This is a genomic window from Streptomyces sp. MST-110588 (genome assembly GCF_022695595.1).
Taxonomy (GTDB): Bacteria; Actinomycetota; Actinomycetes; order Streptomycetales; family Streptomycetaceae; genus Streptomyces.
The window spans coordinates 7,548,415-7,560,982 of record NZ_CP074380.1 but is presented as its reverse complement, the minus strand read 5'-3'; the positions used below and the strand labels follow the sequence as shown (position 1 = coordinate 7,560,982).

Annotated in this window: 9 protein-coding genes and 3 pseudogenes; 11 read left to right on the top strand and 1 reads right to left on the bottom strand. The window is 72.9% G+C overall.

What is annotated here, in order from left to right; all coding sequences use genetic code 11:
- Positions 1 to 175 precede the first annotated feature (175 nt).
- Positions 176 to 2,559: pseudogene (locus tag KGS77_RS32865) on the bottom strand (phosphoketolase family protein).
- A 290-nt stretch (positions 2,560 to 2,849) separates the two neighbouring features.
- On the opposite strand from KGS77_RS32865, the gene ppk2 reads away from it, so the two are divergent.
- The 11 genes and pseudogenes from ppk2 to KGS77_RS32810 all read left to right on the top strand — a co-directional run bounded on the left by ppk2 (position 2,850) and on the right by KGS77_RS32810 (position 12,532).
- Positions 2,850 to 3,632: a polyphosphate kinase 2 gene (gene ppk2, locus KGS77_RS32860; protein WP_242587823.1), complete on the top strand. Its 783-nt coding sequence runs from the start codon at positions 2,850 to 2,852 to the stop codon at positions 3,630 to 3,632.
- Positions 3,633 to 3,662: 30 nt separating this feature from the next.
- Positions 3,663 to 4,061 carry a hypothetical protein gene (locus KGS77_RS32855; RefSeq protein WP_242586958.1) on the top strand — a complete coding sequence of 133 codons (399 nt, stop codon included), beginning with the start codon at positions 3,663 to 3,665 and terminating at the stop codon, positions 4,059 to 4,061.
- 274 nt (positions 4,062 to 4,335) lie between these two features.
- Entirely contained in the window at positions 4,336 to 5,538 is a 1,203-nt protein-coding gene (locus KGS77_RS32850; RefSeq protein ID WP_242586957.1) for a 4Fe-4S dicluster domain-containing protein, read from the top strand.
- Positions 5,535 to 6,011 carry a cyclic nucleotide-binding domain-containing protein gene (locus KGS77_RS32845; protein WP_242586956.1) on the top strand — a complete coding sequence of 159 codons (477 nt, stop codon included), beginning with the start codon at positions 5,535 to 5,537 and terminating at the stop codon, positions 6,009 to 6,011. The genes KGS77_RS32850 and KGS77_RS32845 overlap by 4 nt, the downstream gene beginning before the upstream one ends.
- Positions 6,008 to 6,841, top strand: coding sequence for an FAD/NAD(P)-binding protein (locus KGS77_RS32840; RefSeq protein WP_242586955.1), 834 nt, complete (start codon positions 6,008 to 6,010; stop codon positions 6,839 to 6,841). Before KGS77_RS32845 ends, KGS77_RS32840 begins: the two co-directional genes overlap by 4 nt.
- Positions 6,842 to 6,907: 66 nt before the next feature.
- Positions 6,908 to 7,663 (top strand): annotated as a pseudogene (locus KGS77_RS32835) (oxidoreductase); the annotation flags it as partial.
- Positions 7,660 to 9,050 (top strand): annotated as a pseudogene (locus KGS77_RS32830) (nickel-dependent hydrogenase large subunit). The pseudogenes KGS77_RS32835 and KGS77_RS32830, both read left to right, overlap by 4 nt.
- Entirely contained in the window at positions 9,041 to 9,736 is a 696-nt protein-coding gene (locus KGS77_RS32825; RefSeq protein WP_242586953.1) for a CBS domain-containing protein, read from the top strand. Before KGS77_RS32830 ends, KGS77_RS32825 begins: the two are co-directional and overlap by 10 nt.
- The gene (hypD, locus tag KGS77_RS32820; RefSeq protein ID WP_242586952.1) at positions 9,736 to 10,845 is read left to right on the top strand and encodes a hydrogenase formation protein HypD; all 1,110 of its coding nucleotides are present in this window, start codon (positions 9,736 to 9,738) and stop codon (positions 10,843 to 10,845) included. Before KGS77_RS32825 ends, hypD begins: the two co-directional genes overlap by 1 nt.
- The gene (hypE, locus tag KGS77_RS32815; RefSeq protein ID WP_242586951.1) at positions 10,842 to 11,873 is read left to right on the top strand and encodes a hydrogenase expression/formation protein HypE; all 1,032 of its coding nucleotides are present in this window, start codon (positions 10,842 to 10,844) and stop codon (positions 11,871 to 11,873) included. The genes hypD and hypE overlap by 4 nt, the downstream gene beginning before the upstream one ends.
- A 59-nt stretch (positions 11,874 to 11,932) precedes the next feature.
- Positions 11,933 to 12,532, top strand: coding sequence for a flavodoxin domain-containing protein (locus KGS77_RS32810; protein ID WP_242586950.1), 600 nt, complete (start codon positions 11,933 to 11,935; stop codon positions 12,530 to 12,532).
- Positions 12,533 to 12,568 lie beyond the last annotated feature (36 nt).

Sequence of the window (12,568 nt, the reverse complement as noted above, 5' to 3'; positions counted from 1 at the left end):
GCCTCCTTCTTCCGTGGTGGGCTTCCGTGGTGGGACATCTGCACGGGGCGCGCGGCACAGTGCGCCCGTACCGCCCGCACCGGCACGCGGCAACCGCCGGTTCCGGTGGCAAGGAGGGTAACCGGCGACCCGTACGAGGGGTACGCCGCTACCGGCCATACCACCGGGCCGGACGTCAGGCGTTCCAGGACCAGTCGGCGACTTCCGGGAGGTCCTGCCCGTACGCGCGGATCCAGGCGCGATGGCGGGTGCGGGCGTCCTCCATCTCCTGCCGTACGGCGGTGGCGCGGGCGGCCAGGCCGGGAACCCGGTCGATGACGTCCATGACCAGCCGGTAGCGGTCCAGGTCGTTGGCGAGGACCATGTCGAAGGGCGTCGTGGTGGTGCCGATCTCCTTGTAGCCGCGAACGTGGAGGTGGGCGTGCCCGGTGCGGCGGTAGGCGAGGCGGTGGATGAGCCAGGGGTAGCCGTGGTAGGCGAAGACGACCGGCCTGTCGGGCGTGAACAGGGCGTCGTACTCCGCGTCGGACATGCCGTGCGGGTGTTCGTCCTTGGGCAGCAGCCGCGCCAGGTCGACGACGTTGACGACCCGTACGGACAGCTCCGGCAGGTGCTGCCGCAGCAGTCCGGCGGCGGCCATCACCTCCTGGGTGGGGACGTCGCCCGCGCAGGCCAGCACCACGTCCGGCTCGCGGGTGCCGTCGTCGGTGCCCGCCCACGGCCACATGCCGGCCCCGCGGGCGCAGTGCGTACGGGCCTCCTCCAGCCCCAGCCAGTCGAAGCACGGCTGTTTGCCGGCGACCACGACGTTGACGTAGTCGCGGCTGCCGAGGACGTGTTCGGCCACGGACAGCAGGGTGTTGGCATCCGGCGGCAGATAGACGCGCACGACTTCGGGGCTCTTGTTCAGGACGTGGTCGATGAAGCCGGGGTCCTGATGGGAGAAGCCGTTGTGGTCCTGGCGCCATACGTGGGAGGTGAGCAGGTAGTTGAGCGAGGCGATGGGGCGGCGCCAGGGCAGCCGCCGGGTCACCCGCAGCCACTTGATGTGCTGGTTGACCATGGAGTCCACGATGTGGACGAATGCCTCGTAGCAGGAGAACAGTCCGTGGCGGCCAGTGAGCAGATAGCCCTCCAGCCAGCCCTGGCAGGTGTGTTCGGAGAGGATCTCCAGAACCCGGCCGTGCCGGTCCAGGTACTCGTCGGTGTCGGCCGTCGCCGCCTGCCATGCCTTGCCGCTGGCCTCGTAGACCGCCTGGAGACGGTTGGAGGCGGTCTCGTCGGGGCCGACGATCCGGAAGTCACGGCGGTCGGCGGTGTCCACCATGATCTTCTCCAGCAGGGCGCCCAGGATCCGGGTGGGTTCGTGGAGGGTCGCGCCGGGCTTGTCGACCGGTACCGCGAAGCGTTCCAGGTCGGGCACCGGCAGGGCGCGCAGCAGCAGACCGCCGTTGGCGTGCGGGGTGGCGCCGAGCCTGCGCCGGCCCTCGGGTACGCAGGCCAGCACCTGCGGCCGGGGCGGCCGTCGGTGTCGAAGAGTTCCCCGGGCCGGTACGAACGCAGCCAGCCCTCCAGTTGCCGCAGGTGTTCGGGCTGGTCGCGGACGGCGGCGAGCGGTACTTGGTGGGCGCGCCAGGTGCCCTCGACGGGCAGGCCGTCGACCTCGGCGGGGCAGGTCCAGCCCTTGGGGGTGCGCAGCACGATCACCGGCCAGGCGGCGCGCTCGGTGGCGTTCTCCTCGCGGGCCGCGCGCTGGATCGCCGCGATACGGTCCAGCGCGGTGTCCATGGCGGCGGCCATCGCCCGGTGGACGGCCAGGGGCTCGTCGCCGGTGACGAATACCGGCTCGTGACCGTACCCCCGCAGCAGGGCGTCGAGTTCCGGCTCGGGCAGCCGCGCCAGCACGGCCGGGTTGGCGATCTTGTAGCCGTTCAGGTGCAGGATCGGCAGTACGGCACCGTCGTGCACCGGGTCGAGGAACTTCGTGGAGTGCCAGGACGCCGCCAGCGGGCCGGTCTCGGCCTCGCCGTCACCGACGACACAGGCGACCAGGAGGCCGGGGTTGTCGAACGCGGCGCCGTAGGCGTGCGCGAGGGAGTAGCCCAGCTCGCCGCCCTCGTGGATCGAGCCGGGCGTCTGGGGCGCGACATGGCTGGGCACGCCGCCGGGGAAGGAGAACTGCCGGAACAGCCGGGCCATGCCGGCGGCGTCCCGGCCGATGTCCGGGTACGTCCGGGAGTAGCTGCCCTCCAGCCAGGAGTTGGCCAGCACCGCGGGCCCGCCGTGCCCGGGGCCCCAGACGCACAGCGCCTCCAGGTCCCGGGCCTTGATGACCCGGTTGAGGTGGGTGTGCACCAGGTTCAGGCCGGGTGAGGTGCCCCAGTGGCCGAGCAGCCGGGGTTTGACGTGCTCGGGCCGTAGGGGAACGGCCAGGAGGGGGTTGTCCATCAGGTAGATCTGGCCGACGGTGAGGTAGTTGGCGGCGCGCCAGTGGGCGTCGAGTGCCGTGATCTCGTCGTCGGTGGGGCCGGGCGAAGTGGCTGCCGGGGCTTCCCGCATCGATGCCTCCGAGAACGTGGTGAGGATCTTCCCGTGCGCGGGCACCAGCCTGGTCCCACAGGGCCCGGGCCGCCAGGGTCGTACGGGCCGATTCGCTACGCGCCACGGTCCGTACGTCCCGGCCGGGTGATGTCGCACGCGGGGGTTGACCCGGCACGCGTCGGCACTATCTTCGTGCCGCGCGCGGCACCTGCGCGCCGAAGAGGGGGTGAGGCGCGGTGAGCGGTGGCGGGCGAAGGGCACGGGAAAGGGCCGCACGCCCCACCTCGGGAGCGGCTGCCCGCGCCACCTTGGGCAAGAAGCTGTACGAGCGTGAACTGCTGCGGCTGCAGACGGAGTTGGTGGCGGTCCAGGAGTGGGTGCGCGCCGAGGGAGTCCGGCTCGTGGTCGTCTTCGAGGGGCGGGACGCGGCCGGCAAGGGAGGTGCGATCAAGCGTGTCGCCGAGCACCTCAACCCGCGGGTCGCGCGGATCGTCGCACTGCCCGCGCCGTCCGAACGGGAGCGGGGGCAGTGGTACTTCCAGCGGTACGTCGAACAGTTGCCGACCGCCGGTGAGATCGTGCTGTTCGACCGGAGCTGGTACAACCGGGCGGGCGTCGAGCACGTCATGGGTTTCTGCGGCGACAAGGAGTACCGGCGCTTTCTGCGGCAGTGTCCGCTCTTTGAGCGGATGCTGGTGGAGGACGGGATGCTGCTGCGCAAATACTGGTTCTCGGTGAGCGACGCCGTACAGGAGGAACGGTTCCGCAGCAGGCTGGAGGACCCGACCCGGCGCTGGAAGCTCTCCCCCATGGACCTGGAGTCCCTCACGCGGTGGGAGGCGTACTCCCGCGCCAAGGACACCATGTTCGCGCATACGGACATCCCCGAGTCGCCCTGGTACGTCGTCGAGAGCGACGACAAACGACGGGCCCGGATCAACATGATCGCGCACCTGCTGTCGACCCTTCCCTATTACGAGGTGCCGGGGCCGGCCCTCACGCTGCCGCCCCGGCCGCCGTCCACCGGCTACCGTCGCCCTCCCAAGGCGTCGCAGACCTACGTGCCCGACCATCCCCTGCCCGCCACGTGACCTGAAGGCGTTCCCCTCGTTCACCGGATCGTGACGACGCGCAGGACTCCCACGGTTCTTTCAGCCCTCACTGCTGCCGTCGGCGCCGGCGTCGGCCTGGCAGCCCCCGCCTCGGCCGGCGGCGTCGCCGACTTGCTCTCCCCGGCCTTCGGCACCCTCTGCGCCAACCGCCACACAGGGGCGCACGCCGACGGGTTCACCCGGCAGGGCACCGGCACGGCAGACGGAAATCTGGCCGGCGTCCCGATCGGCTCCGCCCTCAACCAGTGCGGTGGCGCCGACGCACCCGCCGTGGTGCAGGACGGGGCCGAGGACTCGCTCGGCTTCCTCCAGGACTCGGTGAAGGGCCTGGAAATCCCGACCAAGCTCTCCGGTGCTCAAGTGGTTCCCCTGGCGGCCCGGGGCCTGAACGGCATCGGCAGTGGGTGAGGTCGCTCGGCCGGCCGCGTTTCCACGACCGTCCGCGCTCACCAGCACGCGGATAGGACCCGTGGAGGGGGACCACCGGGCCGTACGAAGCCGCCGTCACTCTCGCGATGCGCTTGGCATGTCCCCGACATGCCACGACCGGGCCTGACGGTGCCGCAGGCCGGGCGGCGCGCACCAGGGCCGTTCGGCCCCCTCCCCGCCCGCGCTCCCCGGCCGACGATGAGGACGAGGACCCGTACACGGACCGCACCGGGCGGCTGCCGGGGAGGCGCTGATGTCCCGAAGTCGACAAGTGGCGCACAGTACTCAGGGCGCGGTGATCTCCGCGTCGGACGGACTCGCCGCACTGGTCGCCGTCCTCGCCGAGGACCACGCCGTGATCGGCCCCACCGTCCGCGACGGCGCGATCGTCCTCGCGCGGATCTCCTGCGCGGACCAACTCCCGCACCACTGCGGCGTGGAGCTCGCGGCCGGCCGCTACCGGCTGGTGCGGCGCACGGACGGCATGGTCTTCGCGCACAGCGCCGGGCCGCAGTCCTGGAAGGCCTACCTCCATCCGCAGCGCGAGCGGCTGTGGACGGTGGACCGCGACCCGCAGGGGAACCTCGCCTTCCGCGAGGAGGACGGGGAGGACGGGGAGCCGCCCGCCTACGCCTTCCTCGGGGTACGGCCCTGCGATCTGCGGGCCATCGCCATCCAGGACCGGGTACTGGGCGGCGGCCCGCACGCCGGCACGGCCTACCGGCGCCGCCGGGACCGTACCTTCGTCGTCGCCGTGGAGTGCACCGATCCGGGCGCCACCTGCTTCTGTACGTCGATGGGCACCGGGCCGGGCGTCGGTGAGCGGGCCGACGGCGCCCCCGGGTACGACCTGGCCCTGACCGAGGTACGGGACGAGGACGGGCACCGTTTCCTGGTGCGGTGCGGGGGCCCGGCCGGCGAACGCGTCCTGGCCCGGCTCCCCCACCGCACCGAGGACGCCTCGACGCGCGCCGCCGCCCGCGCGGCGGTCACCGCCGCCGCACAGCACATGGACAAGGCGATGCCCCCGGTCGACCTGCACGCCCTGATGGCCGGCTCGCTGGACGCCGCCCGCTGGGACGACGTCGCCGCGCGCTGCCTGACCTGCGGCAACTGCACGATGGTCTGTCCGACCTGCTTCTGCACCACCACCGAGGACACCACCGACCTGACCGGCGACCACGCGGAGCGGTGGCAGCGCTGGGACTCCTGCTTCGACCTGGACTTCAGCCATCTGCACGGCGGCCCGGTCCGCGCGTCCGCGCGCAGCCGCTACCGGCAGTGGCTGACCCACAAGCTCGGCACCTGGCACGACCAGTTCGGGGAGTCGGGCTGTGTCGGCTGCGGGCGCTGCATCGTGTGGTGCCCGGCCGGCATCGACATCACCGAGGAGGCCGCGGCCCTGCACGCCGAGGCGACGGGCTCCCCGGCCACCGAAGAGGAGGCACCTTCATGAGCAGCAGGACAGGTCTGCGGACCATGACCGGACGGCTGGACGCGCTGCCCGACGAGCAGCACGACCGGCTCATGGAGCTGGCGCGCGAGGTGTCCTTCCCCGCGGGCGCGCGGCTCTTCGAGGAGCACCGGCCGGCGGACCGGTTCTGGATCATCAGGACCGGCAGCGTCGTTCTGGACCTCCACGTCCCCGGCCGCCGCGCCGCGGTGATCGAAACCCTCGGCCCGGGGGACCTGGTGGGCTGGTCCTGGCTCTTCCCGCCGCGCAACTGGCACCTGGGGGCCGAGGCGCAGAGCCCCGTACGGGCCCGGGAGTTCGACGCCGAGGCCGTACGCCGCCTGTGCCTGGAGGACCCGAAGCTGGGGCACGCGCTGGTGCTGGCGGTGGCCGAGGTCATCGGGCACCGCCTGGAGTGCGCCCGCACCCGGCTGCTGGACCTGTACGGGCCGTACGGGAGCGGACTGCCACGATGACCGCCGCGACCGCCGCCCCCCAGAGGGTCCCTCTCCCCTACCGCGTCGTACGGCGCTGCGCGGAGACCGCGGACACCGCCACGTTCAAGCTGCTGCCGGCCGGCCCGGCGCTGCGGCCCTTCCGGCCGGGGCAGTTCGCGATGCTCTACGCGTTCGGGGTGGGCGGGATCCCCGTGTCGGTGTCCGGGCTGCCCACGGGTGAGCCGGCGCTGGTGCACACGGTGCGGGCGGTCGGTGCGGTCTCCCGGGCCCTGTACGGGCTGAGGGCGGGCGACACCGTGGGCGTACGGGGTCCGTACGGCAACGGCTGGGACCTGGAGCGGGCCGAGGGGCACGACGTGCTGGTGATCGCCGGGGGCATCGGTCTGGCGCCGCTGCGGCCACTGATCCTGGACGTACTGGCCAAGCCCGCACGCCACGGCCGGCTCACCGTCCTGATCGGCGCCCGCACGCCCGGCGACCTGCTGTACCGGTTGCAGACACGGGCGTGGGGCGCCGCCGCCCGGGTGGCGGTCACGGTGGACCGGCCGGAGGCGGGCTGGCGCGGGAACGTGGGGGTGGTCACCCGGCTGCTGGGCCACGGGCCGTGGTCACCCCCCGGCACCTGCGCCTTCGTCTGCGGTCCCGAGCCCATGATCCACGCGGTCGCGGGCCACCTGATGCGGGCGGGCGTCGCGCCGCACCGCATCCAGGTGTCCCTGGAACGCAACATGCGCTGCGGTGAGGGCACGTGCGGGCACTGCCAACTGGGCCCCGTCCTGCTGTGCCGGGACGGGCCGGTCACCGGCTGGGACCGCGCCGCGCCCCTCCTGGCCGTGAAGGAGCTGTGAGATGAGCGAGCCACGCCCCGGCCCGGCCCCTGCCCCGACCCCGCCCCTCATGACGACGGCGTCCGCCGGCCGACGCTCGCCGTCTTCAAACTCGCCTCGTGCGACGGCTGCCAGTTGACCCTGCTGGACTGCGAGGACGAACTCCTCGCCATCGCCGGGCGGGTGGAGATCGCGCACTTCCTGGAGGCGTCCGGCGACGTACGGCCCGGCCCCTACGACCTCGCCCTGGTGGAAGGCTCCGTCACCACACCCCAGGACGCCGCACGCGTACGGGAGATCCGGGCCGCCGCGCGCCACCTGGTCACCATCGGCGCCTGCGCCACGGCCGGCGGCATCCAGGCGCTGCGCAACTTCGCCGACGTCCAGGAGTTCCGTGCCACCGTCTACGCCCGCCCCGATTACATCGCCACCCTCGCCACCTCCACCCCCGTCTCCGCCCATGTCCCCGTCGACTTCGAGCTGCGCGGCTGCCCCATCGACCGCGGGCAGCTCCTGGAGGTCATCACGGCCTACCTGGCCGGCCGCAAACCGGATGTCCCGAACCACAGCGTCTGCTTCGCCTGCAAACGGCGCGGCACCGTGTGTGTCACCGTCGCGCACGGCACCCCGTGTCTGGGGCCGGTCACCCACGCGGGCTGCGGGGCGATCTGCCCCGCGTACGGGCGTGGCTGCTACGGCTGCTTCGGACCCTCCGGCTCGGTCAATCTGCCTGCTGTCATCCCGCTGCTGCGGCGGGACGGCATGAGCGAGGACGACGTGCGGCGCACCCTGCGTACGTACAACGCCGCGGCCTTCGCCGAGGTGGAGGGGAGCCCGTCATGACGCACCGAGGCTCGCGGGTGCTGCACGTGGGCGCCCTGGCCCGCGTCGAGGGCGAGGGGGCACTGCGTCTGACGGTCGACGACGGTACCGTCACCGGAGCCGAGCTGCGCATCTATGAGCCGCCGCGCTTCTTCGAGGCTTTCCTGTGCGGCCGGTCCTACACCGAGCCGCCCGACATCACGGCGCGGGTGTGCGGCATCTGCCCGGTCGCGTACCAGATGAGCGCCTGCCGGGCCGTCGAGGACGCCTGCGGGGTGCGGGTGGAGGGGCAACTGGCGGCGCTGCGGCGGCTGCTGTACTGCGGCGAGTGGATCGAGAGCCAGGTCCTGCACATCCACCTGCTGCACGCCCCGGACTTCCTCGGCGTGGACGGCGCCGTCGAACTCGCCCGTACCCAGCGCGCCCATGTGGAACGCGGGCTGCGCGTCAAGCAGGCGGGCAACGCCATCCTCGAACAGCTCGGCGGGCGCGCCATCCACCCCGTCAACGTCCGGCTCGGCGGCTTCCACCGCGTGCCGGCCGTCGGGGAACTCAAGCCGCTGGCCGAGCGGCTGCGGCGGGCCCGCGAGGACGCGTGGGAGACCGTGCGCTGGGTAGCGGGCTTCGACTTCCCCGAGGCGGGAGCGGACCACGCCCTGCTGGCGCTGGCCGAACCCGGCCGCTACGCCATCGACGCCGGCACCCCACCGTCATGGCCGCGCCCGGGGCCCACGGGCTGCCGGCCGGCTCGACCGCTCCCCTGCCGCTGCGGCAGTTCCCCGTCCACGCCTTCCCGGCCGAGGTCACCGAACACCAGGTCCCGCACTCCACCGCGCTCCAGGCGACGCTGGGCGGCGAGCGCCACCTGACCGGATCGCTGGCCCGCTACGCGATCGGCGGTCGCTGGCTGTCCCCGCTGGCCCAAGAGGCGGCGCGCGCGGGCGGCCTGGGCGATCCCCTGGCCGGCACCGTCTGCCGCAATCCCTTCCGCAGCATCGTCGTACGGGCCGTCGAGGCGCTGTACGCGATCGACGAGGCGCTGCGGATCATCGAGGCGTACGAGCCACCCGGCCGCCCGTACGTGGAGGTCCGCCCGCGCGCCGGGACCGGGCACGGCGCCACGGAGGCGCCGCGCGGACTGCTGTACCACCGTTACACGCTGGACGCGGACGGCATCGTCACCGCCGCCACGCTCGTCCCGCCCACCTCCCAGAACCAGGGCGCGATCGAGGAGGACCTGCGGCGGCTGGTCCAGGCCCGGCTGGACTCCGGCGCCGGGGACACGCAGGCGGAACTGACCGCCCTGTGCGAACGCGGCATCCGCAACCACGACCCGTGCATCTCCTGTTCCGCCCACTTCCTGGACCTGACCGTCGACCACGTCCGAAGGAGCCCGCGATGCCCCTGACCCAGCCCGAGAACCCGCAGGCACACGGCCTGCACACGGTGAGCGATGTGATGACGCAGACCGTCGTGGCCGTCGGCCGGGACGCGCCGTTCAAGGAGATCGTCCAGACCATGGACCAGTGGAAGGTCAGCGCGCTTCCCGTGCTGGAGGGCGAGGGCCGGGTGGTCGGTGTGGTCTCCGAGGCCGATCTGCTGCCCAAGGAGGAGTTCCGCGACAGCGACCCCTCGCGCTTCGAGCAGCGCCGGCGGCTGGAGGACCTGGCCAAGGCCGGAGCGCTGACCGCCGGGGAGCTGATGAGCACGCCCGCCATCTGCGTGCACGCCGACGCCGCCCTCTCCCAGGCCGCCCGCATCATGGCCGTACGGCACGTCAAGCGCCTGCCGGTCGTCGACGCCGAAGGGCTGCTGCAGGGCGTGGTCAGCCGCAGTGACCTGCTCAAGGTCTTCCTGCGCCCGGACGCGGACATCGCCGAGGAGGTGCGCCAGGTGGTGATGGAGCGCCTCTTCCCCGGCCAGGAGATATCCGTCGGCGTCCAGGAGGGCGTGGTGACGCTGACCGGCCCGGTCCACGACACCTCCTTCATCCCCGTCGCGGCCCGGCTGTGCCGCGCGGTGGAGGGCGTCGTGGACGTCACCTGCGAGCTGACCGGGCACGGCGGTCCGGCTCCCCGGGCGACGGGACCGTGATGCGGTATCTCGACGAATACCGCGACCCCGGACTGGCCCGTGGTCTGCTGGACCGGCTCCGGCGCCGCGCCACCCGGCCCTGGCGCATCATGGAGGTGTGCGGCGGGCAGACCCATACGCTGGTGCGCCAGGGCATCGACGAACTGCTGCCGGCCGGCATCCGGATGATCCACGGTCCCGGCTGCCCGGTCTGTGTGACCCCTCTGGAGACCCTGGACCGGGCCATGGCCGTCGCCGCCCGCCCGGAGGTGACCTTCACCAGCTTCGGGGACATGCTGCGTGTCCCCGGTACCCGCACCGACCTGCTGTCCCTGCGGGCGCGGGGCGCGGACGTACGGGTCGTGTACTCACCGATGGACGCCGTACGGATCGCCGTCGCCGAACCGGAGCGCCAGGTCGTCTTCCTGGCCGTCGGCTTCGAGACCACCGCGCCCGCCAACGCCATGGCCGTCCTGCACGCCCGCCGACTGGCACTGGCCAACTTCTCCGTGCTGGTCAGCCATGTCCTGGTCCCCCCGGCCATGACCGCGCTGCTGGCCGACCCGGACTGCGAGGTACAGGCCTTCCTCGCCGCCGGGCACGTGTGCGCCGTCATGGGCTGGACACAGTACGAGCCGATCGCCGCCCGCCGGCACGTTCCCGTCGTCGTCACCGGCTTTGAACCGCTCGACCTGCTCGAAGGCATCCTGATGGCGGTCGAGCAGTTGGAGGAGGGCCGCGGCGAGGTCGAGAACCAGTACGCGCGCGCTGTCCGCCGCTCCGGGAACCGCCCGGCCCAACAGGTCATCGGCCGGGTGTTCCAGGTCACCGACCGCACCTGGCGCGGCATCGGCCACCTGCCCGCCAGCGGACTCCAACTCGCCCCGGAATTCGCCGCTTTCGATGCCGCGCGCCGCTTCGGTGTCACGGACCTGCGGTCCGCCGAGCATCCCGAGTGCATCGCGGGCGCCATCCTCACCGGCGCCCGGGAACCGACCGACTGTGCCGCCTACGGCACCCGCTGCACCCCGCGCACGCCGCTCGGCGCCCCCATGGTGTCCGCCGAGGGCACCTGCGCCGCCTACTACGCGGCCGGACGCGCCACCGTACCGACAAGGAGCGACCCATGATGCCCCAGTGCCCCGCGCCGCGACACGAGGACGAGCGCGTCCTGCTCGGTCACGGCGCAGGCGGACGGCTGACCGCCGAACTCCTGGAGACGCTCGTCCTGCCCGCCGTGGGGGCGGTGCCCGGTCCGCTGGAGGACGCCGCCGTACTGGGCGCCGACGGCCGGACCGTCCTGAGCACCGACAGCTTCGTCGTCAGCCCGCTGTTCTTCCCCGGTGGCGACATCGGGTCACTGGCCGTCCACGGCACGGTCAACGACCTGGCCATGCGCGGCGCCAAACCGCTGGCGCTGGCCGTGTCCCTCATCATCGAAGAGGGCCTGCCGCTGGCGGAACTGCGCTCCGTGGCGGACTCGCTGGGCAAGGCCGCCGCCGAGGCGGGCGTGCCGGTGGTCACGGGGGACACCAAGGTCGTCGGGCGCGGCGCCGCCGACCGGCTCTTCCTGACCACCACGGGCGTCGGCCGGCGTCTGCCGGGACTGCACCCGTCGGCGGCGCGGGCCCGGCCGCAGGACGCGATCCTGCTGTCCGGCCCCATCGGCCTGCACGGCACCGCCGTCCTGAGCACCCGCGAGGGCCTGGGTTTCGAGGCCGACATCGCTTCCGACTCCCGCCCCCTGCACCGGCTCGTACGCAATCTCGCCTCCTTGGGCGGGCACGTCCACACGCTGCGCGACCCGACCCGGGGCGGCCTGGCCGCCACCCTCAACGAGATCGCCGGGGCTTCCGGTACGGGCGCCGAGATCGACGAGAGCGCGCTGCCCGTTCCCGGCCCCGTAAGCGCCGTCTGTGACCTGCTCGGCCTGGACCCCCTGCACGTCGCCAACGAAGGCTGTCTGGTCGCCTATGTGCCCGCGCGTTATGCGCAGGACGCCCTGCGCGCCCTGCGCGGCGTGCCCGAGGGGGCGGAGGCGGTACGCATCGGGGAGACGACCGCCGCCCACCCCGGACGCGTGCTGCTGCGCACCCGTGTCGGCTCGCACCGCGTCGTGGACATGCCGGTGGGTGAACAGCTTCCCCGTATCTGCTGAGGCGGACATCGGCCAAGGCGGACATCTGCTGAGGAAGCACGCACACACGAGGAGGAAACATGCGGGTGTACGTCGGATACGCCGGGGAGCACGGCTCCACCCGCGGCATCGCCGAACGCCTCGCGGCCACCCTCACGCAACAGGGCCACCGGGCCGACGTGACGGACCTGGCCGACGAGCGTACCGGCGCGCCGGAGCACGACGCCTGTGTGCTCGGCAGCGCCATACACAACGGCCGCTGGCTGCCTCCGGCCGCCGAGTACCTGCGCCGCTACACCCCCGAACTGGCCCGCCGCCCCCTGTGGCTCTTCAGCGTCGGGCTCGCCCGCATACTCGGCGATTGGTTCGCGCGGCGCAGCCGGTCCCCGGCCCCCTTGCCCGCCCTGCGCGACCTCCTCGCCCCCGTCGATCACCACCTGTTCGCGGGAGCCTTCGAACGTGACCACACCTCCGTGTTCGGACACCTCGTCTTCCGGTCCCTGGGCGGCCACTACGGCGACCACCGGGACTGGCGGGAAATCGACGCCTGGGCCACGGACATCGCCCGCCACCTGCTACCGGCGCCGTCGCAGGAAGCGCATCATCGAAGCGTTCCCTTCCCGGGCCGGCAGGCCCCGGCCGGTTCCGGGACCGAGGGCGAAGGGCGCGGCGCCCGCTGAGCGGCACGTGGGCGGCGGGCCGCCGCACGCAGGACG